Annotated in this window: 18 protein-coding genes; 10 read left to right on the forward strand and 8 right to left on the reverse strand. The window is 72.4% G+C overall.

Annotation, left to right across the window (positions count from 1 at the left end):
- Positions 1–234 precede the first annotated feature (234 nt).
- The 3 genes from WMF26_RS31365 to WMF26_RS31375 all read left to right on the forward strand — a co-directional run bounded on the left by WMF26_RS31365 (position 235) and on the right by WMF26_RS31375 (position 3,357).
- Complete coding sequence (locus WMF26_RS31365; protein WP_437995691.1) at positions 235–1,926, forward strand: SulP family inorganic anion transporter; 1,692 nt, start codon at positions 235–237, stop codon at positions 1,924–1,926.
- Positions 1,927–2,051: 125 nt separating this feature from the next.
- Positions 2,052–2,576, forward strand: coding sequence for a hypothetical protein (locus tag WMF26_RS31370; RefSeq protein WP_437995692.1), 525 nt, complete (start codon positions 2,052–2,054; stop codon positions 2,574–2,576).
- A gap of 280 nt (positions 2,577–2,856) precedes the next feature.
- Complete coding sequence (locus WMF26_RS31375; protein WP_437995693.1) at positions 2,857–3,357, forward strand: SRPBCC family protein; 501 nt, start codon at positions 2,857–2,859, stop codon at positions 3,355–3,357.
- 156 nt (positions 3,358–3,513) lie between these two features.
- Here the strand turns inward: WMF26_RS31375 and WMF26_RS31380 are convergent, their stop codons facing one another.
- On the reverse strand, positions 3,514–6,093 hold the full coding sequence (locus tag WMF26_RS31380; protein WP_437995694.1) for a hypothetical protein: 2,580 nt from the start codon (positions 6,091–6,093) through the stop codon (positions 3,514–3,516).
- Between the two features lie 153 nt (positions 6,094–6,246).
- Here WMF26_RS31380 and WMF26_RS31385 point away from each other — a divergent pair, with 153 nt between their 5' ends.
- The gene (locus tag WMF26_RS31385) at positions 6,247–6,693 is read left to right on the forward strand and encodes a glycine-rich domain-containing protein (protein WP_437995695.1); all 447 of its coding nucleotides are present in this window, start codon (positions 6,247–6,249) and stop codon (positions 6,691–6,693) included.
- A 96-nt stretch (positions 6,694–6,789) separates the two neighbouring features.
- On the opposite strand, the gene WMF26_RS31390 is transcribed toward WMF26_RS31385, so the two are convergent.
- From WMF26_RS31390 to WMF26_RS31405, 4 genes are all read right to left on the reverse strand, one after another.
- Positions 6,790–7,761, reverse strand: a complete 972-nt coding sequence (locus WMF26_RS31390; protein WP_437995696.1) for a hypothetical protein — start codon at positions 7,759–7,761, stop codon at positions 6,790–6,792.
- Positions 7,762–8,044: 283 nt separating this feature from the next.
- Positions 8,045–8,428 carry a DUF4180 domain-containing protein gene (locus tag WMF26_RS31395; protein WP_437995697.1) on the reverse strand — a complete coding sequence of 128 codons (384 nt, stop codon included), beginning with the start codon at positions 8,426–8,428 and terminating at the stop codon, positions 8,045–8,047.
- A 134-nt stretch (positions 8,429–8,562) separates the two neighbouring features.
- Positions 8,563–9,417: a M55 family metallopeptidase gene (locus tag WMF26_RS31400; protein WP_437995698.1), complete on the reverse strand. Its 855-nt coding sequence runs from the start codon at positions 9,415–9,417 to the stop codon at positions 8,563–8,565.
- A gap of 233 nt (positions 9,418–9,650) precedes the next feature.
- Positions 9,651–10,583: a DUF2935 domain-containing protein gene (locus tag WMF26_RS31405; protein ID WP_437995699.1), complete on the reverse strand. Its 933-nt coding sequence runs from the start codon at positions 10,581–10,583 to the stop codon at positions 9,651–9,653.
- A 624-nt stretch (positions 10,584–11,207) separates the two neighbouring features.
- Here WMF26_RS31405 and WMF26_RS31410 point away from each other — a divergent pair.
- The 3 genes from WMF26_RS31410 (at position 11,208) to WMF26_RS31420 (ending at position 14,581) form a co-directional block, all read left to right on the forward strand.
- Entirely contained in the window at positions 11,208–11,606 is a 399-nt protein-coding gene (locus tag WMF26_RS31410) for a YciI family protein (protein ID WP_437949858.1), read from the forward strand.
- Positions 11,603–12,865 (forward strand): RNA polymerase sigma factor, encoded by a 1,263-nt coding sequence (locus tag WMF26_RS31415; protein ID WP_437995700.1) that lies wholly within the window; start codon positions 11,603–11,605, stop codon positions 12,863–12,865. The genes WMF26_RS31410 and WMF26_RS31415 overlap by 4 nt, the downstream gene beginning before the upstream one ends.
- 201 nt (positions 12,866–13,066) lie before the next feature.
- Positions 13,067–14,581: a trypsin-like peptidase domain-containing protein gene (locus tag WMF26_RS31420; RefSeq protein WP_437995701.1), complete on the forward strand. Its 1,515-nt coding sequence runs from the start codon at positions 13,067–13,069 to the stop codon at positions 14,579–14,581.
- Between the two features lie 141 nt (positions 14,582–14,722).
- Here the strand turns inward: WMF26_RS31420 and WMF26_RS31425 are convergent, their stop codons facing one another.
- On the reverse strand, positions 14,723–15,718 hold the full coding sequence (locus WMF26_RS31425) for a quinone oxidoreductase family protein (RefSeq protein ID WP_437995702.1): 996 nt from the start codon (positions 15,716–15,718) through the stop codon (positions 14,723–14,725).
- A gap of 80 nt (positions 15,719–15,798) precedes the next feature.
- On the opposite strand from WMF26_RS31425, the gene WMF26_RS31430 reads away from it, so the two are divergent.
- Both WMF26_RS31430 and WMF26_RS31435 read left to right on the forward strand, forming a co-directional pair.
- A complete protein-coding gene (locus WMF26_RS31430) occupies positions 15,799–16,662 on the forward strand; it encodes a helix-turn-helix domain-containing protein (RefSeq protein ID WP_437995703.1) in 864 nt (287 codons plus the stop codon).
- 375 nt (positions 16,663–17,037) lie between these two features.
- Positions 17,038–17,772, forward strand: a complete 735-nt coding sequence (locus WMF26_RS31435; protein ID WP_437995704.1) for a YbhB/YbcL family Raf kinase inhibitor-like protein — start codon at positions 17,038–17,040, stop codon at positions 17,770–17,772.
- A gap of 494 nt (positions 17,773–18,266) precedes the next feature.
- On the opposite strand, the gene WMF26_RS31440 is transcribed toward WMF26_RS31435, so the two are convergent.
- Complete coding sequence (locus tag WMF26_RS31440; RefSeq protein WP_437995705.1) at positions 18,267–19,124, reverse strand: hypothetical protein; 858 nt, start codon at positions 19,122–19,124, stop codon at positions 18,267–18,269.
- A gap of 244 nt (positions 19,125–19,368) precedes the next feature.
- Here WMF26_RS31440 and WMF26_RS31445 point away from each other — a divergent pair, with 244 nt between their 5' ends.
- Positions 19,369–20,487: a hypothetical protein gene (locus WMF26_RS31445; protein WP_437995706.1), complete on the forward strand. Its 1,119-nt coding sequence runs from the start codon at positions 19,369–19,371 to the stop codon at positions 20,485–20,487.
- 72 nt (positions 20,488–20,559) lie between these two features.
- Here the strand turns inward: WMF26_RS31445 and WMF26_RS31450 are convergent, their stop codons facing one another.
- Positions 20,560–25,593 (reverse strand): protein kinase domain-containing protein, encoded by a 5,034-nt coding sequence (locus tag WMF26_RS31450; RefSeq protein WP_437995707.1) that lies wholly within the window; start codon positions 25,591–25,593, stop codon positions 20,560–20,562.
- Positions 25,594–25,925 lie beyond the last annotated feature (332 nt).

Raw genomic sequence — 25,925 nt, forward strand, 5'->3', positions numbered from 1 at the left:
GACACGGGACGTCAGGAGCGCCCCTGTGGGAGACCGCCGACAGCGTCGGCCGGGCCCCCCAAGCGAGTGTCGGCGGATCCAGACGCCGGGCGGCGGCGGCGCGCGGGGACGCGGGATTCCGGCGAGGCGCGGGCCTGGCACATCGCGTGAATTGCGGCGCGCCCCATGACCCCCTCGCCTACTCTGACAACGACGGCCCAACCGAACTTCTGGCGTTCGATGTGGGCAGACACGGTGACCTCCTGGAAGGAGATGGTCGCTCCCAGGAGCCTCGCGGACAACCTGCTGAGCGGGCTGACCGTGGCCTTCGTGGCGCTGCCGCTGAACCTCGCGCTCGCGCTGGCGTGCGGATTACCCGCGAGCGCCGGGCTCATCACGGGCGCGGTGACCGGCGTGATCGCGGCGCTCTTCGGCGGATCACGGCTGCAGGTCACGGGGCCCGAGGTGGCGCTGGTGCCGCTGACCTTCGAGATCTTGCAGCGGCACGGGCCGCACGGGCTGTTATGCGCGACGTTCCTGTGCGGCGTCCTCCAGGTGCTCATGGGGGTCGCGCGGGTGGGGCGGCTCATCCACATGATCCCCGTCTCGGTGATCGGCGGCTTCATGGCCGCGGTCGGTCTCCTGGTCTTCAACTCGCAGCTCCCGCGGCTCCTGGGCCTGCCGGCGGAGATGCGGCTCGTGTCCTCGCTGCCGGGGACGGGCTGGCTCGCGCACATCGATCCGTTCGCCGTCGGCATCGGCGCGCTGGTCGTCGCGGCGACGGTGCTCTTGCCGAAGCTGCACCGGCGGCTCCCTGGCGGGCTCATCGGCCTCGGGGCGGCGATCCTCGCCGTGAGCGCGCTCGGCGTCGGCACGGCGTCGGTCGGGCCCATCTCGGCGTCGTTCCCCGCGCCCTCGCTGCCGGCGTTCGACCGCCTCGAGCTCATCGCGATCTTGCCCGAGGCGATCGCGCTGGCGCTGCTCGCGTCGATCGACTCGCTGCTGTCGGCGGTGGCGATCGACGCGCAGAGCAACGCGAAGCGCCACTCGAGCGAGCAGGAGCTGATGGCGCAGGGGGTGGCCAACATGGTGAGCTCGATGATCGGCGGGATGCCGGTCGCGGGCGCGATCGTGCGGTCGTCGGCGGCGCTCCAGTGCGGGGCGACGACGCGGCTCGCGGCGCTCACGCAGTCGGTGACGCTGCTCGGGCTCCTGTACCTGGCGCGGCCGTTCGTGGAGCGGCTGCCGCTCGCGGGGCTCGCCGGCATCCTGCTCGTGGTCGGCTACCGGCTGATCAACTGGCAGCAGGTGCGGCTCATGTGGCGGGTCTCGCGGTTCGAGGCGTTCGTGTTCGTGGCGACGGCCGCGTCGATCGTCGCGACCGACTTCGTCGGCGGGGTGCTGATGGGCCTTGTGCTGTCGCTCGTGCATTTCGCCCACATGCAGCGGCGGGTGGACGTGTCGCTGGTGACGGCGACCGACGAGCCGGAGGAGATGCCGCGGCTGCTCGAGCTGCCGGCGCGCCGGTCGCTCGGGCCGACGCCGCCCGTCGCGGTGGTGCGGGTGGAGGGGCCGATCTTCTTCGCGTCGCACACGGAGATCCGGTCGCTGGCCGAGGGGGGGCCGCTGCCGCGGCACCTCGTGTTCGATCTCGCCGGGGTGCCGCTCATCGACTGCACGGGCATCGAGGCGTTCCGGGCGTTGCTCGGGAAGCTGCGCGAGCAGGGGACGCGGGCGCTCCTGTCGCGGGCGTCGGATCGGGTGGCGGATCGGCTGCAGGAGGCGGGGCTCCTCCAGGCGTTCATCGGCGGCCGGGTGTTCTCGACCGTGGCCGAGGCGCTGGAGTCGCTGGACGAGCCCGCGGCGAGGGCGAGCGTGTTCGAGGCGCGGAGGCAGCAGCCGCCGTCGCCGCTGCTCCGGCCGGAGGCGCCGGCGGGCGCGTCGTGAGCGCGGGGCGGCGGGGCGCGCGGGCGGCTCGGCGCCGCGCGCCCGGCCTGGACCGGTGGACCGAGCCACGGACGAAGGTCAGAGGCGCTCCGCGCGGCGGAGGCGTCGGAGCAAGGGAGCAGAGCATGTCGACGTGGAGCCCGAGCACGAGGATGGACGCGGGAGCGGAGGGCCGGCCCGGCGCGGGGGGTCTGGTCGCCGGGGCGGCCGCGTTGCCGCCGGCGGGGAGCGGGTCGACGTCGAGCGAGCCGGACGCGGGCGCGGCCCTGGAGGACGGCCGCGAGGGCGGCGAGGAGGTCCAGCCGGGGGCGGCGCGGGCGCTGGCGCAGGCCATGGCGGACGGGTCGCGCGCGCTGGGCGAGTCGATGGTGCTGTGCAGCGTGCTGCTGACGGTGGCGATCGGGTGTCTGGCGTGGTCGGTGCCGAGCCCGGGCGCGAGCGCCGGGCTCGCGATCCTGAGCCTGGTGCTCATCAGCGTGGAGCACAGGAACGCCCGGGCGAGGTTCCGGCGGGCGGTGGCGCGGGCCGGCGCGGCGCACGGCCTGACGGCGCCGGAGGCGGAGCGCGCGGCCCGGGCGCTCCTTACGGCGGGGGAGAGCGCGACCGCAGAGGAAGAGCGAGAGTCGCCGTCCCCGCGCGCCTCGAGATAGGCGGCGGCCTCCTCGACCAGGCGATGGGCGCCGGCCCGACCCCGGGCCAGCGCGCCCGCCCTCCGGGATGGCGAGCTCCATCCCTCTCGCGCTGCACGATTCCCCACGATCGAGACCGATTTCCGGCACGCCGCGCTCGGCGTTCCTCCGCCTTGACAAGCACGGTGCGGCGATGTACTTAACCCACAGGTTAATTAACCTTTCGGTTAGATACGGGTGCCGCCCAATCTGCGTGCGGCGCACCACGTTCAGGGATGGTCAGCGCAGGAGGAGAAGAGTCATGGTCGCAACCAGCGCAGCAAACAAGGACAGCTTCCAGGTCACGACGCCATCGGAGCAGGAGATCCACATGACGCGCCTGTTCAACGCGCCGAGGCACCTCGTGTTCGAGGCGATGACGAGGCCCGAGCACGTGAAGCGGTGGTGGGGCTGCCTGGGCGAGGGCTACGGGGTGTCCGTCTGCGAGATCGACCTTCGCCCGGGCGGCGCGTGGCGCTTCGTGAACCGCCACCCCCACGGCGAGGCCGCCTTCCACGGCGAATACAAGGAGATCTCGCCGCCGAGCCGGCTCGTGTACACCGAGATCTTCGAGATGTTTCCGGACACCATCTCGCTCGTGACATCGGTCTTCACCGAGGAGGGCGGCAAGACGCGCGTCACGACCACGACGCGCTATCCGTCCAAGGAAGTGCGCGACGCGGTCATCGCGTCCGGCATGGAGCACGGCGCGGCCCTCAGCTACGATCGGCTCGAGGATCTCGTCGCGCAGCTGCAGCGATAAGCCTGCTGGCGGGCTGGCGCGAGGGCTCGGCTGGCCATCGCGGCGGCTCGCGTGGCACGCGGGGTGGCGAGCGCCGGGGCGTCGGCGCGGTCGGAGCGTCCCTCGCCTCGGCACGACGTCGCGGCAGCCATGCCTGCAGGACGTCCCTCTCCGAGCTCAGGTGATGCTCCGGAGGAGGGCGAATACGGCGGGCGCTGCGTGACCTGCTCGAGGCAAGACGGCGGCGAGCCAGGGCGCACACCAGGATGGTGGAGCACCCTGGATGGCCTGCAGCACCGCGAGCAGGTCCAAACACCGCTCCATGGGCGCCGTGTCGAACCACACCCGAGCGCGCTTCCGGGTCGAGGCGACGGCCCTTCGCGCTTCGTCGAACGCCGTCTCCGGGGCGAGCGCCCATACGCGACGGGCGGCAGCGTAACCTGCGCTGTATCCATGTGCGGCAAATCCGACGAGGAGATCGAGGTGCTCCTCGCCGAGCCCCTCCAGCAGAGGCTCGATGCCGCGCACGGGCCCCTGTTCACGCTCCAGCCGAGCGACGAGGGCCGACAGGGTCGGCCGGTGAAGGCGCGGAGGCAGGCGGCCCAGGACCTGCTCGTCGCGCATGGTCCCCGCCGGCGCAGCCATGATGGACGCGGCGAACACCTCGACGGGGAGCTGCGCGAGAACCACGCCATGCAGCCTGGGCGCGACCCGAGCGAGCACGGCGAGCGCCACCGAAGGATCCTGCCGCGCCTCGTCGAGCGCGCACTCCCACACCGTCAGGGAGAGCTGGCGCCGTACCTCGGCCGGCTCGCTCTCGGCGACGTCCCCGAGGAGCTGATCGACATCGAACAAGACGCGGGATCTCTGCTCCTTCGAGAGCGTCCAGCCCCGGCTCGGCCCATCCAGAATCACCGCAGGGAAAAGGGCGTAGGAAATCTTTGCCGGGAGCTCGGAGTCCGTACAGGCCCGCAGCGCTCTCCTCGTCGTAGCGAGCCAGCGCCGGTCAGGACTGGACGGGGGAAACCACATCGGAGCGTCCGTCAGCTGCAGCGATCGCGACCATCCGGGGAGGATCCATCCGGCATCGACGTCGCGCTCGGGCGGCGTGATCGCGAAGCTGAATGTCCACGCCTCCGCGATCCACGCCTCCGTGTCGCTGGTGCGAGGCGCGATCCCCTGCCGCGTGAGGGGGGGTGAGTTCGGAAAGGTAAAGCCCTCCGGGAGCTGCCGAACGAGCTGGAGCTGCCGAAGCCCGAGGCTCTGAAGGTCGCCCATCATCTCGTTCGCGGGCCGCCACGGCCCCGCGAGCTTCCGCGAGACCGCCGAGAACAGCGCCTCGATCGCCGCGACGGTGCGCAGCTCCTCCGCGTCCGCGGCGAGGGCTCTCCGCACCGCCCGCAGGAGCGTCGCAGGGGGCGACGCGTCCAGGGCATCGTCCACCGCCGCGCGGCGCGTCGGCTCGATCGCCCAGAGCGCCCAGTCGAGGCCGGGCGCCTTCACGGCGCTCTCGATCAGGTCGCGCTCGACGCCTGCGCGAACCCAGGAGGAGAAGTCGAGCTGACCGGTCTCTGTCGTTCGGAGCACGCCAGCGTCGGCGAGCAGGTGAACCGCCTGGATCGCCGGCGGCCGGTCGATGTCGTCCTCGACGCGCACCTTCGATCTCGGCGCCTTCGCCGGGGAGCTCCGCGGCGCAGGCGACAGATCGGCCGGGAGCAACCGCGCCCACACGGTCAGCGGCAGTGGACCTAGGGGGTGATCAACCACCTCGAGCCGGGCTTTGAGAAGGGATTCGGCAGCGCTGAGCCCGAATCTCCGGAGCCACGCGTCCTCGCTCGCGCCGAGGAGCCTTCCGATGCTCTCCCGCGAAAGCTCGCGAAGCTCACCGGCCCTTGGAAGCTCCGCTCGATAGGCCCGAGCCGCGATCGCGAGCACATCGCAGGGCGTCGCGAAGAGGCGCTCCGCGGGGTCGACGAGCTTGAGCCAGTGCAGGACCTCTTCGACATCGAGGTCATCCGGCTTCGGCGCCCGAGCGTTGGCCCATTTGAGGAGCCGCTCCCGCCAGTCGCCGCTCGGCGCCCACGGGATGTCGCTCCAGGACAACCGGCTCGCGCCATGGACGACCTGCCGAGCGTACGGAGAGAGCACGCACACGTGGATCGGCGCCTTGCCGAGCTCCTGGAGCGCGCCTTCGTCCGTGGCCGGGTCCGCCTCGGCGATCTCGACGATCAGCGGGACGCCGGCTTTCGCGTGCCGGGTCGCATCGGCGAGCCGGCGGCACTGGACGGCCGCGACGCGGGTGCCGTGGCGCTGTCGCAGCACAGCCAGCGCGAGCGTCTTGCCCGAGCCGGCCGGCGCGACGACCCAGGCCCGGGCCTTGGAGCGGAAGAGGGACTCTGCCATCGCGCCGAGCCACGCCCCGTCGTCCCGAAGCCCACACGCGTCCTGCCCAGGGAGGATCGGCTCCAGCTCCTCGAAGGCGGAGATCGGGATGGCGCCCGTCACAGCGTCGTCCGCGGGCACGATCTCCTCGGGTCGGCAGGCCAGGATCTCCGCGAGCACCTCGAGGGCGAGCGGATGATTCCTCCACCATTTCACGTCGCCCTTCCGCAGCAGGCCGAGCTTCACACCGATGGCCTCCCCTTGAGGGAAGCTCGTGCGCCCAGGCTCGCGCGCCTTCCAAGCGGCGAGCACCTCGGCGCCCAGGGCACGGTCGGACCTCTTCGTGGCGGCGAGGGCCTTCGGAACGTTAAGCACGTTGACGAGGCTACGACAGTCGCTCCCTCTCCGCAACCGTACGCATCAATTGTGCATCGACATGGTGATGCGTTGCAGTTGCATCCCGTTGCACCACGCGCTCGGGGCCGCATCATCCAGGGCGGCGCAAGCGAGCGCCGAGAGGAGACGATCATGAAAGACATCATCAGCGTGGACCTCGTCCGGGCCGCCCTTCGTTCGGAAGAGCTCCAGTCCACCCCCGAGGACGAGCTGGCGGCCGACGTCAGAGATTATGAGCACTTCCTTCTCCTCGCGAAGGAACACCCGGAGATCCCGATCGCGCCCACCAAACGCATCGACCGCATCTGGCACCTTCACATGCTCCACCCGAAGGCCTATGTCGCCGACTGCATGAGGCTGTTCGGCGATATCCTCGATCACGACGGCGGGTTCGGCGGGACACGCGAGGAGGAGCCGGTGCTCCAGGCGATGTTCGTCACCACGGCCGCCCTCTGGGAGGCGAGGTTCGGCGAGCCTTACGTTGGTTCCGTCGTCGCGTGCAAGCGGAACTGCGTGAGCCGCTGCCAGCGGAGGTGCTCGTCGCGGGCGACCACGTCGCCGCGCGCCCCGACGTCCTGATCCTCCCCCGCCCCGCTAGCCCCCGCGAAGGGCCACCGACCTCTCGGGTGTGCTCCGGTCGCTGCGCCCCTCACCGCGGCATCCGGCGCTGCCCTCCTACGCGCCCCCGGCGCCCTGAAGCGCCACCACGACGTCGCCGAGCGGCGCCGCGAGGCGGAGCCACGCCTCGCCGCCCACGTACAGCGCGGCGAGCACGTCGTCCGCGCGGCCGCGGAACGTGCCCAGCGAGCGCGCCGGGGCGCCCTCGTCGACCGCGAGCACGTCCACCTCGCCCCCGTCGCGCCCGACCACGACGAGCACGCCCGTGTCGGTCGCGCCCAGCCATGCTGGGCGGCCGCCGAGCGCGACTTGCCGGGGGGCGCCGCGTGCCGGCACCTCGTGCAAGAGCCCGCGCGCCATGTCGCAACCCCAGAACGATCGCAGCCGCAGCGCGGCCGGCAGCGCGCCGCCGAACGCCTCGTACGCATCGCAGGCGTCGTGACCGGGGTCGAGCGGCAAGAGATCGGCGTCGTCCGGGATGAGCCGGGCGAGCGCGGCGTCGCGCGCCGCGACGAAACGCGGCAGCGCATGGCGCAGGCGCAGCGCTGGCAGCCCGAAGAGCGGGCGCCGGTCAGGCCGAGTCTCCCCGCCCTCTGCCACGAGCCGACGCCTGCCGCTCGGGTCGAGCAGGAGCACCCCGCCCGGCCGGATCGCGATGGGCGTGTCCGACCTGAAGACCGGGCAGACCTCGCGCGCGCGCTGGCCCTTCTGCAGGCGCACGAGCATCCAGCCCTGGATCGCGAAGACGCGCGCGCCATCCGTGCAAAGGCGGCGATAGGTCGATGACGTCGCGGCGACGAGCGTCGCCCCCGGAGGAGCGAGCTCGCCCGCGGCGGCCGAGGCCGCGGGCGCAGGGTCGCGCTCGGGCGCGGACGGCCGCAGGGCCGCGCCGCGCGCGACGAGCCAGGCGCGGAGCGCGGCGGGCGCCGCCACGTGCGCGGGTCGATCCCACGCGAGCTGGATCGACAGGTCGGCCCCCACGCGGACCGTGGCCGACGGCCGCCCATGCCGCTCGAGCTCGAGACTCACCGGCGCCAGCGCGGGCCCTCCGGAACCCGCGCCCTCGCTGCGCGGGGCCCCCTCCCCTCGGAGGCGAAGCAGCGGGCGGAGGGACTCGATCCCCGAGCGAGGGACGCGAGCGCGACGGCCATCGTCGTGAACGAGCCACGCCGCCGTCGCGCCCTCGAGCGCGCGATCCACGTCCGCCTGCTGCGGAGGTGGTGAAGGGGCGACGGGCCACACAGGCATGGAATCAAGGTCAGCGCGATGATCCGGGTGCGCGCGCGGCGCCCGCCCGGATCATCGCCGCCCGTCAGACCTGCTCTTCATCCGACGTCCGGCAAATCCATTCGACAGCGGCGTCGCGCGTCTCGAACACCCCGAAATGCGGGCCGCGGCGCTCTTCGGCCAGCATCTCACCGAAACGGCTGCTGAAGCCCGGCCCCCCCGGCGGACACACCACGGCGAGCCGGACCCAGTAATTCCTTAGCTTCTGCAGGATCTCCCCGGCCTCTCGCGAGCTCAGGTCGAAGAAGGCGGCCGGCAGGTTCGGCGCGTAGAGGAGGGCGCACCGCACGCCGTCCGAGAAACAGGCCTCGAGCAGGCGATCGACGTCGCGGTCGCTAGACATGAAAGCCTGGTCCGGCACGCCTTCCACGAACTTCACACCGCCCTCGTTGGTCAACGTCAGTTCCATCGCTGCCTCGCATGCGGCCTCGGCGCCGCGCCCCCAGCGCTCGACGCCCGCCGGGCCTGCGCAGCGTACCCCCGGCCGCTCATCGCTGTACAGACGCGGTACGCCGGGCCGGCCCGGGGGCGAGCGCCGCTCCGTCAGACCACCACCGTCCCGGCGATCTTCGTGATCGCGAGGACGGCGCGGAGCACCTCGCGCGCGCTCGGGGCGACGTAGCGCACGCGGCGCGCGTCCAGGCGGACGACCCCGGGCACGAGCTCCGCCGCGTCGGCGTACGCGGTCGTGAGCAGCGAGAACGTCACGCCGATCGGCGGCGGGAGCGTGTACGGCCCGACGCGCGCGAGCCCCCGCAGCGCCTCGCTCGCCGCGGCCCGGATGCGCCGGCACGCCTCGTCGGGGTGGATCGACCGCGCGCTGTAGCGGGTGATCGACGACTTTACGGCCACGGTCGTCACCCCCGGGAACCGCTCGCTCGCGTGCGCGGTCACCGCCTCGTCCCCCGTGACCAGCGCCACGGGCACCGCCGCCTCCCCCAGGACGAGCGCGTTGATGGCGGCCTCGTCGACCCACAGCCCGGGATCGTCCGCCGCGCCGCTCGCGGGGCGCAGCCGGATCTCGCCCACCACCGCGCCGTAATAGGTGTGGTCGAGCACGCTCGCGCGCAGCCCCGCGCCCCCGTGATAGCCGACGAAGAACGCGGCGGCCGGCTGCCCCGCGTCCATCCCCTGCACCATCGACAGCGGCTTCAGCGCGCCCGAGATCACCTCGACGCGGGGATCCAGCTCTTCGAAGAGGAGGTTGCGCATGTCCGCGTGGCTGTCGTTGACCACGACCCGCGTGGCCCCCGCCTCGAACGCGCCGAGCGCCGCGGCGTTCGCCTCGCGGCTCATCCACGCGCGGGCCCGCTCGTAGTCGCCGCCGCCCCGGCGCGTCTGGTCCACATGCACCACCCCCGCGCATCCCTCCAGGTCGATCGAGATCAGCACGAACATCCGCGTCCCCTCCTCGCGCCGCCGCGGCGGTCGCGCTGAGGGCCTAGCGCCGCCCGAGCGCACGGGCCACGCCGGGCCCATCGAGAGACCCGCGGCCGCGCTCGACCGCCCCGCGGGAGGCCGAGCGCGACCGGACCTGGCCGCGCAGCGACGTCATCTCCCGCAGAGCGGCGGTGACCTGACAGGACGGCGCGCCGGGCACCCCGAGCGGCTCCGCCCGCGGGCGCCTCCGCTCACACGGCGCGCCGCACCTCGTCGGAGAACCGCACCGCCTCGCGCAGGACGTGATCGGCGAGCGAGGGATCGATGATGCTCTTGATCTGCCCCGTCTCGATGCCGTGCTCCGCGGCCGTCTTGAAGTCGATGACCTCGTCGGCCATCGTCGCGAGCTGCCCGCTGCCGACGCGGTGCGCGTGCGTCTGGTACAGCTGCTCCGCGCGCGCCTTCGCGTCCGCGACGAGCGCGCGCTCCTGCGGGTCGAGCAGGTGCGCGACGAACTCGAGGTGATCCGCCATGATCGTCGTCCAGAACGCCGCCACCTCGTCGCTCTGGAGCGCGGCGCTGCCTTGCGCGAGCAGAGCGAGCCGGTCGGCGAAGCGCTCGGCCTCGCGCGCGATGTGGTCGAAGAAGAGCGGCCAGACGAGGCTCTTGAGGGTGCCGGCCTCCTGCGCGCGCTGCATGCGGCGCTTGTACTCGATGAACTGGAGCACGTCCGCCCGCGTCGAGAGGAGGAGCGAGGAGAGCCCGTCATCGCGATAGCCGCGGTCGCGGGCCGAGAGGAAATGCCCGGCGAAGGTCATCTGGAACTGCCGCGCCTCGCTCCGAGGCCCGCGGAGGCGGTCGCCGGGCATCAGCAGCGCGATGAACATCCCGTGTTCCATCAGCTGGTCCGTCCAGAAGAGGACCTCCGACACGGCGTGCGCGGCGTAGCCGGCGTTCGCGCCCGGCAGGTAGATCGGCTTCCTCGCGCGCTGATCGACGTAGACGCCGGGCGTGAAGGCGGCCCCTTCCGGGAGCGAGATCGGCCCGACCGACTCGCTGTCTGCGCCCTTGCCCGCCCCGAGCGCGAGGCCCGGTGTGGCGAGCAGCGATATGCCGGCGGTGGCCGCAGCCCTGCCCGCGAATTGCCTGCGTCCAAGTTTCCCTTGCAAAGCACGCTTCTCCATCGACGCTCCTCCAGGTTCGATCAGCGGTGAGAATCCGAGCGCGAGGGTGCATGTCCCGCGCCCGGTCCGAGGAGCGGGCCCGGCGAGCGAGGCGCCACGCGCGCGCCTCGCCGGGCGCGTCGACCCGCGGCGACGGGATTCGCCACGCAGAGGCGCCTCACCTCGAGACGCGCCGCCCGCGACCGCGAGGGGGCGCAGGGCCGCGGAATCCGCCCGCGATGGGAGGCCGGCGGGCGACAACCTGCGAAGCCCGAGCACACACCCCCTCATCCGCCGGGCACCTGCGACGGCCGAGCACACGGCACCACCCATCCCGCCGTCCGCGGGAGAGCCCGGACGCGCTTCGAGGACGTACCGTCGCTCGCCCCTCGCCGTCGCACGACGCGGGCGGAGCCGATAACGTCGTCCACACAAGCGCGAGGGCCGCATCGCGGGCCCGGCGAGCGCCGCCGACGAACGCCCACCGCCGGGCGCGACGCCTACACTCACCCACCTTGGACCCTGTGTCGGTCCCAAAATTTCTTCGCTATCGTCGCCCGGGATGTCGAGACCCCGCCCTCGGCTCCGACCTCCCCATGAACGCGCCCCGATCCCCGGGGCGCCCGCGATGAGAAGGAGTCGGCCATGAAATACATCATGATGATGCACACCCCGCACGGCGGTCCCTACCAGGTCGCCAGCTGGCCTCAGAAGGACTTCCAGGCGCACATCGCCTTCATGAAGCGCTTCCACCAGCAGCTCAGCGCGTCGGGGGAGCTCGTGGGGGCCGAGGGCCTGGCGGGGCCCGAGCAGGCCAAGCTCGTGCGCGCCGGCAAGGACGGCAAGCCCATCACCGACGGTGTGTTCCCGGAGACCAAGGAGTTCCTCGCCGGGTACTGGATCGTGGACGTCGACAGCCCCGAGCGCGCCTACGAGCTCGCCGCCCAGGCGTCCGCCGCGCCCGGCCCCGGCGGCGCGCCGCTCAACCTGGCGATCGAGGTGCGAGAGGTGATGAGCGCGCCGCCCCCCCAAGAGCTGCCTTGACCTCACGGCCGCGGGACACCGGGGCCGAGCGCCTGCTGCGCGACCTCGCGCCGCAGGTGCTCGGCGCCGTCCTCCGTCGATTCCGCGACTTCGGCGCCGCCGAGGACGCGGTCCAGGAGGCGCTCGTCGCGGCGGCCACCCAGTGGCCGCGCGACGGCGTGCCCGACGAGCCGCGCGCCTGGCTGATCCAGGTGGCGTCGCGGCGCATCACCGATCACGTCCGCAGCGAGGCCGCCCGCCGGCGCCGCGAGGCGTTCGTGGTCAGCCTCGTGCCGCCGGAGCAGCAGATCGCCCTCGCCGCCGACAGCGACGAGGCGGTGGAGCAGGACGACACGCTCGCCCTGCTCTTCATGTGCTGCCACCCCGCGCTGTCGACGTCCTCCGCGATCGCGCTGACCCTGCGCGCCGTCGGCGGCCTGACGACGGCCGAGATCGCCAGGGCGTTCCTGGTCCCCGAGGCGACCATGGCGCAGCGGATCAGCCGCGCCAAGCAGACCATCAAGGCGTCCGGCGTGCCGTTCCAGATGCCCACGTCGGAGGAGCGCCCGACGCGGCTCGGCGCCGTGCTGCACGTGCTCTACCTGATCTTCAACGAGGGCTACACGACGAGCTCCGGCCCCGCGCTGCACCGCGACGATCTGTCGAGCGAGGCGATCCGCCTGACGCGCGCCGTGCACGCGCTCCTGCCGGACGACGGCGAGGTCGCGGGCCTGCTCGCGCTGATGCTCCTGACCGACGCGCGGCGCGCGGCGCGGACCGGGCCCGAGGGCCAGCTGATCCCGCTCGCCGATCAGGATCGGAGGCTGTGGGATCAGGGGGCCATCGCCGAGGGCGTCGCGCTCGTGACCGCGGCGCTGTCCAGGGGCTCGATCGGCGCTTACCAGGTGCAGGCCGCGATCGCGGCGGTGCACGACGAGGCGGCGCGCGCCGAGGACACGGACTGGCCGCAGATCCTGGCGCTGTACGACCTGCTCCTCGGGATGTCCGACAACCCCATGGTGGCGCTCAGCCACGCGATCGCGACGGCCATGGTGCGCGGCCCCGAGGCAGGGCTCGAGCTGCTGAGATCGCTCGACGCCGACCCGCGCCTCCAGGGCCATCACCGCCTCGACGCCGCCCGCGCGCACCTCCTGGAGCGGGCCGGGGATCGCGAGGCCGCGATAGCGCACTACCGGAGGGCGGCCGGCCGCACGACGAACCTCCCCGAGCAGAGCTACCTCCTGTCGCAGGCGGCGCGGCTCTGCGACGCCCGGAAGTAGCGAGTCACGGGCTCTCCGCGGGGACGGCGCTGGTTACGCCGGCGTGAGGGCAAACCCGATGCACGGTGTGCATGAGGCTCATGCCGACTATCCATTGGGACCGCGCCGACCGGGAAACTAGAGTCCGACGCTGACCAGCTCTCGTGTCTTACGAAGCTTGAGCGCATTCGATGTCCTTACATTGCAGCTCGGGAGTTTGCCATGAAGATATTTCGATGGATCGCTTGCACGGGTCTCGTGTTCGCCGGGGCCGGCGTGGCTTGCGGGACGCCGGCCGATGTCGATGACGAGGCCACAGGGGAGATCCGCTCCGAGGTCATCTACGGTGACGACGACCGGGAGGAGCCATTCACGTACTCGGATCCCGTGTGGGCGCAGCGCGTGCTGGATTTCACCGTGGCCCTGGTCCCCACCTCGGCGGTCGACGACTCGGACCCGAACGACATCCAGATCGCCGGGCCCAACTGGATCGGGCGCGACAACGTGTGCCCCGACGAGCGCTTCGCCACCCAGCCGGCGCTCGCCGACTGCAGCGGCACGCTGATCGACGACGACCTGGTGCTCACGGCCGGGCATTGCATCAACAACTGCAACGACAGCCGCTTCGTCTTCGATTACGCGATCAACCCCTCCACCGGCCAGCTCAACCAGATCACCAGCGACGACCTCTACCGCTGCGTGGACTTCCTTGCGTGGTACCGGGACCCGAGCGGAGCGGACTACACGGTCGTGCGCCTGGACCGGCCGGTCGTGGGGCGGCAGCCCGCGGACGTGCGCGCGTCGAGCGCGCCGCTGGACGAGGAGACCGACCTCATCGTGCACGGCTTCCCCCGCGGGTTGCCGCTCAAGCTGGCCGACGGCGCCAACATCCGCGATGCGAGCGACCCCGAGTTCTTCGTCGCGAACCTGGACACGTTCGTGGGCAACTCGGGCTCGGGCGTGTTCGATCTCGCCACGCACGAGCTCGTGGGCATCCTGGTGCGCGGCGCGACGGATTTCGAGCCCGACCCGAACGGCGCCGCCTGCGTGCGCCCGAGGCAGTGCGCGGACGACGGGTGCCGCGGCGAGGACGTGACCTACGCCCACCTCGCGGTCCAGGCCATGTGCGAGATGACGGTGTCCGACGTGTGCTCGTGCGGCGACGGCGCCTGCGGCCCGCTCGAGAGCCCGGCCTCGTGCGCGACCGATTGCTCCTGCGGCGACGGCGTCTGCAGCACCGGCGAGAGCACCTCGTCCTGCCCGGCGGACTGCCGGCTGGAGGTGCTGTACGACGAGCACACGCCGCAGCCGAACTGGGTGACGCCGGGGATCCAGGTGCGCAACACCGGGACCGACAGCCTCCTCCTCTGGAACACGACGGTGCGGTATTACTTCACCAAGGAGCCGCCTGGCACGCTCGCGGCCGAGTGCTGGGGCTGCTCGACCACGCCGGCGATGACCTTCCATGAGGTGCCCGGCGGCGGGTGCGCGAACGCGACGCACTACGTCGATGTGGCGATCCCGGAGGTCACGCTGGCGCCCTCGGGCACCACCGAGCAGTTCCGCGTCGCGTTCCACGCGTCCAGCTGGCAGGACTTCAATGAGTCGAACGACTACTCGTACGCCGGAGCCAGCTGGAACTGGGCGCCCAACCCGAAGATCACGATGTATCGGCTCGGCATGAGGGTCTTCGGTGACGAGCCCTGTCCGGGCGTCTTCATCCCGCCTCCGAACTGAGCCGGCGTCGCTGACACCTCTCCGCGTGCCGTTGCCCCCGTCGCCAAGATCAGTAAGTTTGGCTAACTAATCAGCCGATCGGGGAACCGGGAGCGCTGCCCCGCGCTGGCCCCGCGTTCGGGCCCGCAAGCGTCCCGCGGCTCAGAAGCCGTCTTCCACGCGGATCGCGATCTTTCCCACGGTGCGCGCCGACTCGATGGCGCGGTGGGCCTGCGCGAGGTCGCGCACCGGGTAGGTCGCGCTGACGACGGGCCGGACGTGGCCTTGCGCCGCCAGCGCCGCGACCGCGGCCAGCGCGCGGCCCTGCGCGTGCGGGTCGAGCCGCCACATCGAGGCGGCCCCCATCACGTGATAGACGAGCGACGCCGCCTTCATGAAGAGCCGATCCGCGACCGGCGCCGGCGTCGGCACGATGCTCACCACGGTGCCCATCGGGGCCACCGCGTCGAGCGCCTGCTCCAGCGCGCTGCCGCCGGCGTTGTCGAACGCCGCCGCGACGCCCGCCCCGCCGGTCAGATCCCGGCAGGCCTGCCCGACGTCCTGCGTGGCGTGATCGAGCACGACCGCGGCGCCGAGCTCGCGGCACAGCGCCGTCGACGCGGGCCGGCTGGCGGTCGCCACGGCGCGCAGCCCGAGGTGCCGCGCGAGCTGGAGCATCAGGTGCCCCACCCCGCCGGCGCCCGCGGTGATCAGCACCGTAGCGCCGGCCGCGGGCTGCGCGCGGGCGAGGCACTCCCAGGCCGTGACGCCGGCCAGCGACAGGCACGCCGCCTCCTCATGCGACAGGGCCGGCGGCTTGCGGGCGATGGTGCGGCTGTCGACCACGACCAGCTCGGCGTTCGCGCCCTGCCCGAACAGGCTGGGCGAGCCGAACACCTCGTCGCCGACCGCGAACCCGTCGACGCCGGGGCCGACCACGTCGACCACGCCGGAGACGTCGTAGCCGAGCACCAGCGGGAGCTGCCGCTCGATGCGGCGCGGCCCGGGCGACGGCGAGCGCGCCCGCACGTCCGCCGGGTTGATCGACGACGCGATCACCCGCACCCGCACCTGGTGCGGCCCCGGCGCCGGGTCGGGCAGCTCCAGCGGCACGAGCTGCGAGGCGTCGCCGTGGCGATGGATTCCGATTGCCTTCATGCGCTTCGCTCCTCACGATCGGCGCCGACGTCCGCGGCGCCGGAGCAAGGTGATCACCGGCGGCCGGCGCGTATTGAACGATGTCGACATCGAGGCTCGCCACCGCCGCCCGCGAACGCCGCGCGTCGCCGCTGCTCGCGCACGCCGCGGCCGGCGCCGGCCAGCCCGGGATCACCGGGCTCATCGACGTGGCCGGGAGCGTCGCGTCGTGGGGGCCGCCGGCGCCGCGCGCGCTGCCGTCGCTGCACGCGGTCCTGTGCGTCGGCCTGGTCGGCGAGATCCAGAGCGAGCGCGACGACCGGGCGGGCGGCGCGGTCTGGCTGTCCGGGGTCGCGACGCGGCCGTTCGGCTACCGGTTGCCCGCCGAGCTGCACGCCGTGATCGTCCTGCTCGAGCCGTGGGTGCTCCCGGCGTGGTTCGGCCTCGACGCCGGGAGCCTCGTCGACCGCCGCATCGATCTGCGCGACGCCATCGGCGCGGCGCCCGTGGCGGGGCTCCTCTCGGCCGTGCGGCGCGAAGGCACGCCGCACGGCCGCCTGCTCTCGGTGCGGCGCTGGGCGGCCGCGCTGCCGCCGCGCGCGGCGGCGCCGGCCCCCGCGCTGCGCGACACGCGGCTCGCCGACCGGGACGCGGCTGGCCTCGCCCGCGCGCTCGGCGTCTCGCTGCGCCAGTCGGAGCGGCTGCTGCAGCGCCACCACGGGGTGACGCTGCGCGAGATGAAGGGCATCCGGCGCTTCCAGCGCGCGCTGGAGCATTTCGACGAGGGCCTGTCCTGGGCCGCGCTGAGCGCCGACGCCGGGTTCGCCGATCAGAGCCACCTGTGCCGCGCCGTGCGGCGGTACGCCGGCATGACGCCCGCGGCGCTGCAGGGCGCGGCCGGGGCCAGCCTGATCGCGCCGCTGTACCGGCCGCTGCTCTGCCGCGACCGGTTCGTCGCCCTCTGACGCCGCGACGAAGGGGCGGCGCACGGCGACGACGGCGGGGCGGCGCACGGCGACGACGGCTCTCTCTGCAAATCTCCTCCGGCGCCAGACGTGTGCGCCGGGGCTGTAGAGATGAAGCGTGCCGACACAAGGACGTGTGCGCCGGAGCTGTAGAGATGAAGCGTGTTAACGCTAAACGGTGCGCCGGAGCTGTAGAGATAAAGCGTGTCGACACCGGACGTAGTCCCGGGAAATGTGCCACTGAATTGAGATTCTTTTTTTCGTGGAGCGAAGCGACTGCCATCGCGAGGGAAACCTGGACGTGACATCATCCCGCGCATGCGAACCATCACGGATAGGCTCACTCGCAGCATAGGAATTCTCATCCTCACAAGCGTGCCGCTCGCAACGTTGAACTGCTCCGACGATGACTCCGGGCCGTCGGGCGACGGCGGGGGCTCCGCGACGAGCACCGGGACCACGAGCGGCCCCGGCAGCACCAGCAGCACGGCCTCGGCGAGCTCCACGACCACGGCGGCGACGACGGGGACCGGCGGCGCGGGCGGCGCTGGCGACGGCGGCGGCGGCGGCGACGCGGGCGGCGCGAACGAAGGCGGCGGCGGCGGCGAGTCCTCCGCCGAATTCAAGCTCACGAGCCCCAATCACGAGGAAGGCGCCGAGTTCGCCGACAAGTACACCTGCGCGGCGGCCGGCTTCAACGGCAGCCTCCTGCCGGAGCTCAACTGGACCGCGGGGCCTCCGGGCACGAAGAGCTACGCCATCACCTTCATCGACGTCACCCTGGCGCATAAGACGCCGCCCAACATGAACGGCTATCACTGGGTCATCTACAACATTCCCGCCAACGTCACCTCGCTGCCCGAGGAGTTCAAGGACGCGGCGTCGATCGGCGCCAAGCAGAACAGCAACTACCTCGGGCCTTGCCCGAATTTCGGCGGCGGGAGCGCCAACACCGACACCTACGAGTTCACCATCTACGCGCTCGGGGAGGAGTCGATAACGATCGCGGGCACGAGCACCGCCGCGGTCAAGGACGCGGAGACCAAGCTCGAGGCGAACAACCTGGCGAAGGCGAAGCTCACCGGCACGTCCAACGCCTCCCCGCCCTGACGAGCGACAGCGGGCCTCGACGCGCGTCGAGGCCCGGATCCTCGGGATCACCGGACCGCTGTTTCGAATTCCTCGAATCGACGGACGGCGGCGCGCGCGCTTCCACGGCGCGCCGCCGCGCTCGGCGGGGAGACGAGCCACCGCTCGCGCCGGCTCTCCGGCGAGCGCCGGAGACCCCTGCGCAGGCACAGCACATCACTTAGTTTGGCTAACTATCGAAGGGGTACGGCGCACGTTAAGCACCCGTCGGGGGATGTTCGAGCGCGGGCGCCGGACCTTCATCGCATTGCCGCGACCCAGGTCGAAGTGCCATGCTCCGGTCGCCGCGCTGCGCTGCCTCGCGGGTCCACGCGAGGGTAGCAGAGCAACGGCCTTGCGACGAGGGGAGCTGACGGTGGCAGGCGGCCTGCTCGGGAGGCACGGAGGAGGAGAGCGCACCTCGACGGTGTCGCAGCCAACTCGCTGTCGCGCGGGCAGCGAGCGCCGCGGGCGGCTCACGCGACGGGGAATTGCTCTGCGACCCAGTCCTGCCAGCCCGGCGGCATGCGCGTGGCCTCGAGGTAGCGGCGGAGCTGCTCGGCGTCGTCGAAAGCCGACATTCCCCACAGGCGGAACGCGTCGACATAGCCCATGTCGTCCTCGAAGGAGTCGGCGAAGTCGGCGAGCGACAGGCCGAGCTGCCAGGGCGCCTCGACGTGCCCGGCGCAGAGCAGCTGGGCGAGCGACAGGAGCCCGCGCTGCGGGTCGATCGCGCCTGCGTCCCCGGTCTCGAGCGCCCGCGCGCACGCCCTCCAGGACGCCGGCACGGCGGGGGGCGCCCATTCGCGGCCTTTCCGGAGCTCGGCGACCTGGCGCGACCAGAACCAGAGCTCGCGGGTGTCGTAGCGGGCCGCCTCCTCGGGGACGGGGTGCCGTTCCCACGGCCAGCGCAGCCCTCGCTGCTGGCCGAGCCAGGTGGTGAAGGCGACGTCGGACGCGATGAGGCCCTGTTCCAGGAGCGCGGAGCGGCGCTCGGCCGCCGCGCTCGGGTCATCTTCGTCGCCGTCGTCTTCGTCGCCGTCGTCTTCGTCGCCGTCGCCTGGCTCCGCGGGGTACAGGACCTCGTGAACGGCGTCTGCCCAGCTGATGGGAGCGGGCGGGTGACGCCGCAGGTAAGCGATGCGGGTCTCGGGATCCGGGGCGAGCTGCTCGAGGAAGACGCCCCACATCCCCATCCAGTCTTCCCCGGCGCCCATGCGCCAGCCGAGGGTGTGGCGCTCGTAATCGGGGAAGCGCTCCCACGGCGGGGCGAGATCGCCGCGCGCGTCGAGGTGCTCACGGAGGCGGGAGCGACAGCTCTCTTTCCAGCTCATGACGGCAGCATACGCCAGGACGCGCTAGCTCCGCCCGCCCGAAGCCCCGGCGCCAGCCGAATCCCCCGCGAGGCGCCGGGCGTTCATGAATTCGCTCGACGCCGCCCTCGATACGCGGCACGTTCACCGACGGTCGTTTGAGTGGCCCATGAGGGTGAGAACCGGCGTGCAACAGGCCGCGGACCGCTCGGGCTTCATCTCCGACCACGAGCGACGCGACGTCCCCGAGAGCGAAGGAGATCTCATGAAGAGAGCGGCCAATCGTCTTACAGCAGGCCTCGGACCGAGCTTGCCGGGGGTGGTCTTGCTGAGCGCCCTCCTCGCAGGGTGCGGTGACGGCGAGATGAAGCCCAGCTCATCATCCATGTCGTCAGGCACCGGAGGCAGCGGCGGCGGAGGCACGAGCGGCGGAGGCGGTGGTGGAGCGGGAGGCGGCGGCGCGCCAAGCACCAGGGGCTACCCCGATCGCTTCACCGTCGGCGCCCCAGGCGTGGGCCCCTACGCCCAATCCGATCCCGAGCTCCCGGTGCCGCCCGGGTACACGGAGGTGTGGCCCAGCGACGACGAGAGCAAAGAGTGGGATCTGTACGACTGCGACGGCATCGTCAACCTGGACCACATGTATTTCCACGCGTTCATTTACATCGGCACCGGCTGCCACGGCACGGTCAACATCACCAACTCGATCATCGCGCCGCCGCCCGGCTCCACGAATCGCAGCATTCTGGTCAACGCCGACGAGTCCGCGCCGCTCACGTTGAACATCAGCGATACCACCATTCGCCCCGAGCCGGTCGGCCTCGGAGGTACGAACGCCGCCCTCACCGAGCACGCCGTGAACGCCTGCGCGACGTGCACCATCCGCTTGACCCGGGTGGACGTGGCCAATACCGGTGGCATGTGCCTTTGCGGCCAAAACACCATCATCGAGCAGAGCTGGTTGCACGACAACTACATCGCGCACCTGGAGGACCCCTCTTTGGCGCATACGGGCGGCGTCTTCCCGTACGGGGGCAGCGGGCCGCTCGAGATCAGCCACAACCGACTCGAGCCGGGCGTCGACGCCGCGACGGGCAACGAGGTGCCGAACTACTGGCAAGCCATCACCGCCGTGCTCTTCACCCAGAGCGTCGATGGCTCGACGCTGAAGAACTACGATGTCCACGACAACTTCGTCTCGCTCGGCGCCTACGACTTCTACCCCGAGAACGGCGAGGACATGATCCTGCGCAACAACGTCTTCGGCCCGAGCCACTGGGGGTACACGACGTCGTGCGCGACGTGTACGTACGCTGATTGGTCCAACAACGTGGTCGGGGACATCGACGGCAACCCCACGGACGAGGTCGTCCCCCAGCCATGAGGCCGCGCCCTCGGCGACGCCGAGGGGACGCGCGGCGTTCGCGAGGCCGCTGCGGCCACCGCTCCCTCGAGGCTAGCCGCCCGGGCGGCGGAGCGCGTACGCGATGCCGCTCCGCAGCGTCCCCATCGTGACGAGGTCGCCGAGGTCGATGTCCAGCGCGACGAGCGCCTGGGCCACCTCGGCGCGCACCCCGGTGAGCACGACCCGGGTGCCGAGCAGCCGGAGGGCCCCCGCCGCCCTGAGCAACGTGCTCGCGACGCCCGTGTCGACCGCTCGGATCCCCGTGATGTCGATGATCACCACCTCGGCCCGATGCGCCGCCGCTCCCTCGAGCGCCGTCGAGAGCATCTGCTCCGCGCGCTCTGCATCCATCTGGCCGATGAGCGGCATGACCAGGATCCTGTCGGTGATCGGGATGATCGGGCTCGACAGCTCGAGCAGCCTGGCCCTGTGCGCGCGCAGCACCTCGTCCTGGAGCGCGGCCCGCTCGCGCTCGGCCCGCTCGCGCTCGGCGAGCTCGCGCGTGAGCTGCTCGTTGGCCGCGCGGAGCTGCTCGGTCTGGGACGCGACCTCCCGCGCGAGCGACGCGTTCGAGCGCTGGAGCTCCTCGCGCATCGCCTCCACGCGGGCATAGAGCTGCGCGTTCTCGATGGCGCTCGCCGCCTGCGACGAGAGCGCCCGGAGGATCTCCAGCCGCGCCGGCGAGAAGGCGTCGCCGAGCGCGCCGTGCTCCAGGTAGAGCACGCCCGTGAGGCGGCCCTGGTGCGCGAGCGGCAGGCAGAGGATCGACCTCGGCCGCCTCGCGGCGATGTGGGGGTCGTCGGCGAAGCGCCGCCCGGCGGCGGCGTACCCCGTGATGACCGGCTCCCGGGTCCGCTGGACGTGGCGCGCGACGCTCATGGCCAGCGCGTCGCCCACGCGCGCCGCCGCGTCGGGGCCGAACGCCCGCTCCTCCGGAGCCACCGCGATCACCGCCTCGACGCGCAGCGCGCCCCCCTGCTGGAGGAGCAGGATCCCGCGCTGCGCGCCGGTGTTCTCGACGAGGATCTCGACGAGCCGCGCGAGCAGCCGGTCGAGGACGATCTCGCCCGAGATGGCCTGGGCCGCGCGGAGGACGGAGAGGGCGTCGAAGCCGAGCCCCCCGGTGCTGCTGGACGAGCTGGAGACGGTGGCCGACGGGACGAAGCGCGCCGCCGGCTCGCCCGGCAGGAGGAGGTGCGCGTGGCGCTGCGCGAGCCGCGCCGCCTTGGCCGTCGCGCCCCACTGGAGGTAACCGTAGTAGGCGTCGGTCATGTAGACGCGCGCGAGCTTCGGCCTGCCTCGCTCGAGCAGGAGCCTCGCGCACAGCTCGCTCGCGAGCGCCGCGTGGTGCGCGAAGCCGTTCTGCCGGGCCGCCTCGATCGCCTCGTCGTAGAGCGGCAGCGCGGCGTCGAGGCCCTCGCCCGACGCGCGCGCCGCCTCGGCGCGGACGAGCGCGTGCTTGTGCTGGAAGTTCTCGGGGCAGCGCTCGGCCCACGCCGCGAGCTTCGCGCGGTGGCGCGCGAGCGCCTCGGCCGGCGCGGCCGCCTCGGGGGGTGCGTCCGCCGCGAGGATCGCGAGGCACACGTAGAACGAGAGCTCGGTGAGGAGGTAGAGGTTGTTGCCGCTCGCGCTCCGCGCCTCGGCCTCCGCGGCCATCGCGAGCGCGGCCGCGTGCTCCTCGTGGAGGTACGCGAGCTCGGCCTTCAGCAGGTAATAGGCGCAGGCGATGAACTCGGCGTCCGGCCCCCGGTGCGCCTCGACGAAGGCGGCCTCGTCGAAGCCGTCGCCGTTCAGGCTCAGCGGCCCCTCGGTGCCCCCGGCGAGGCTCGCGGCCGCCTGCTTCACGAGGAGCAGCCCGGCCTCACAAATGGCGACCTGCGTGCGCCGCGTGAGCTCGACGCCCCGGCCCGCGTCCGCGCGCACCGCCCCGAGCTCGTCGCCCGCGCAGAGCCGGATCGCGACCGCGTGGAAGAGCGCGTACGAGAGGTAGAGGAAGTCTCCGGACTCCAGGCCGGCCTGCTGCGCCCGATCGAGGTAGGCGAGCGACGCGCGGACGGGCCGGAAGAAGTGGCTGAAGACGCCGATGAGCTCGTTCAGCTTGCACGCGAGGCCGTCGTTCCTGAAGCGCTCCTGGAGCGCCAGGCCGAGCTCGCTGAACGCGCGGGCCTCGTCGTGCCGGTCCAGGACCATCGCCAGCATGAACCCGAAGGAGATGGCGCCGTACGCCGACAGCTCGGTGTGGCCGTGCTTCAGGAACAGGTTGATCTGCGTGACGTTGAGGAACCCGTAGAGGACGGGGCCGATGAGGGGCCCCGGCTGGATCAGGGTCGAGAGGATCTCGCAGGCGGCGCGCGCGTCCGGATCGGTCATCTCCGGCGCGGCGGCGAGGTCGCTGGGGCTGCGGCCGGCCAGGTTGCGGCTCACCTCCTCGAGACCAGCGCCGAACGCGGCCCCGAGCGCGCCCTCGCCGTTCGGCACGTCGATGCCGAAGAGCGCGAGGGCCTCGACCCCGGCGCTCACGGCGTCCGCGAACCGGCTCGAGGTGAGGTAGAGGACCGCGCGGAGCCTGAGCACGCGCGCCCGCTCGACGCGGGACCCCGCGCGCGGCAGGAGCTCCTCGAACAGGCGCTCCGACGCGCCGTGATCGCCGGCGAGGTACTCGCACTCGGCCCGCTCCAGCCGGAGCGCGAACGCGAGGTCGGGCTGAGCCTCCCAGCCCGCCTCCCCCAGCGCCGCGATCCCGGCGCGCAGGTACGCGGCCGCCGCCTGGTACGCGGTCGCCGCCTTGGCCTTCCGCCCCGCCGTCAGGTTCCAGGCCGCGAGGCGCCGCCGCTCGTGCGGCGCGTCGAGCCGCGCCGCGACGAGGTTCAGGTGGCGCAGGGCGGCGAACAGGTGGTCCTCGTCGACCTCGCGGTCGCCGCTCGCCAGCAAGAGGCGCCCGATCGTGAGGTGCGCCTCCTCCCGGAGATCGCCCTCGATGAGCGCGTACGCGGCCTGGTGGATCCGGTCGTGCAGGAACCGGTACGAGACGTCGAACGACGCCGCGGTGCTGTCGTCGTAGAGGAGGCGGTACTCGGGATCCCGCGGCAGGACGAGCCCCTCGCGCAGCGCTCCCCAGAGATCGCGGCCCGTCTCGACCGGGGACTTCCCGTGCAGCGTCGCGAGCAGCTTCAGCGTGAACTCGTGGCCCACGCAGGCGGCGAGCTTCAGCGCGCGCTGCGTCTCGGGCGCGAGCCGCTCGATCTTGCTCGCCATGAGCGCCACGACGTCGCGCGCGAGGCCGCGCTCCCGGATGCGATCGAGGTCCCACGAGAAGGCGCCCTCGCGCTCGTCGAAGGCGAGCTCTCCCGCCTCGTGCAGCGCGAGCAGCACCTGGCTCAGGAAGAACGGGTTGCCCCCGGTCCGCTCGAAGACGAGCTCGGCGAGCGGCGCGGCCCGCTCCTCGCCGCAGGCGAGGGTGTCGGCGATGAGCCGGGTGACGTCGGAGAGCGGCAGCGGGCCGAGCTCGATCGCGCGCACGGCGCCGCCCGCCTCCCTCAGCGCGTCGAGCGCCGTCGCGAGCGGGTGCGCCGCGTCGACCTCGCCGGCGCGGGTCGCGCCGATGACGAGCAGGTGCCCGCCGTCCCCCTCCGAGGGGCCGCTGGCCGGGCCCGCGAGGAGGAGCGGGAGCAGCTTGAGCGAGGCGGGGTCGGCCCACTGCAGGTCGTCGAGGAACAGGCAGAGCGGCCGCTCGGCGGTGAGCGCGTGGAAGAAGCGCTGCACGACGAGCGCGAAGCGGTTCTGCGCCTCGGTCGGGCCGAGCTCCGGGACCGGCGGCTGGGGACCGAGCAGGAGCCCGAGCTCCGGGACCAGGTCGACGAGCACCTGACCGCCCTGGCCGACGGCGCGCAGCAGCGCCGCCCGCTGCCGCGCGAGCGCCTCCGCCGGCTCCGCCAGGATCTGCCGCACGACGTCCTGGAGCACGCGGGCGACGCCGACATACGGCGTGCCGCGCGAGAGCTCCTCGAACTTGCCGGCGGCGAGGAGGAACGAGCGCCGCTCGCCGGTGAGGACCCTGGGCAGCTCGCCCACGAGCGCCGATTTGCCGACGCCGGCGTGCCCCGAGATCAGGACGAGCTCGGCCGCGCCCGCGGCGGCCCGCAGGGCGGCGGACGCGAGCGTCGAGAGCTCCGCGTCGCGGCCATAGAGCTTCTGCGACAGGCGCAGCTCGCCCGACGCGTCCCGCTGGCCGAGCGAGAACGGCGCGACGCGCGCGGTCGACTCGAGCCTCTCGAGGCACGCCGCGAGGTCGTGCTTGAGCCCCTGAGCGCTCTGGTAGCGGTCCTCCGCGGCCTTCGACAGGAGCTTCATCACGATGTCCGAGACCACCTCGGGCACCTCCGGCGCGAGCGCGCGCGGCGGCGGCGGCGTCCTCGCGATGTGGCTGTGCACGAGCTCCAGCGGGTCCGTGACCGGGAAGGGCGGTTTTCCGGTCAGGAGCTCGTAGAGCGTGGCGCCGAGCGAGTACAGGTCTGTCCGCCGGTCGACGACGCGGTTCATCCGCCCGGTCTGCTCCGGCGCCATGTAGAGCAGCGTGCCCTCGAGGGCGTCGGGCGCCTGCGCGCGCTGGATCTCCTGCGACAGGAGCGTGGCGATGCCGAAATCGGCGAGCTTGACCGAGAGCGGCTCCTCCGTCCGGACAAGGATGTTGTGAGGCTTGATGTCCTTGTGGATGACGTTGCGCTGGTGCACGGCGCCGAGCGTGTCCGCGAGCGACACGGCGATCCGGAGGACCGTCTCCAGGCCGAGGCGCTCCCGGGCGATGACCTGGGCCAGCGACCGGCCGCCCGTGTCCTCGAGCACGAGGGCCACGCCGTGGTGGTGCTTCTCGAGCGCGTGGGCCCGCACCACGCCCGGCAGGACGAGCTGCTTCAGGATGGCGAACTCGTGCCTCAGCTTGGCGATCTCCCGCGGCTCCGGGTACTCGCTCCTCAGGACCTTGGCCACGATCGGGACGCCGTCGGCGCTGCGGCGCCCCCTGTACAGGATGGCGGATCTGCCTTCGTGAATCGGCTCATCGAGCGTGTATCGGGAGAGTAGGGCCATTGTCTCTGCGTGAGGAGCTCTGTCGGGGCGGGGGGTGCTCGCGAGGCGCCGCTCGCGTCGGACAAGCGGTCTCGTGAGGTGTCGAGCGGCGAGAGAGAGAGCGCCGAGGGCGCAGGAGATGACGGGACAAGGCACATCGCCTCCGGCGTCCCCCGCGCCTTTCGGTTCGTGTCTCGTCACTTCTATCGCATGCGACGCGCGGGACCAACCGGCGACGAGGAGCGCAGGGCGCGCCGGCCACGTGACGTGAGCCACATGCGTATGGCCCAATACCGATTCGGTGGCCGACGCGGAAGCTCTGGGATGATGTGCTGTGGTGTACGGAGCCCTCA

The sequence above is a fragment of the Sorangium sp. So ce185 genome (assembly GCF_051526825.1).
In the GTDB taxonomy this organism is placed as follows: Bacteria; Myxococcota_A; Polyangia; order Polyangiales; family Polyangiaceae; genus Sorangium; species Sorangium cellulosum_D.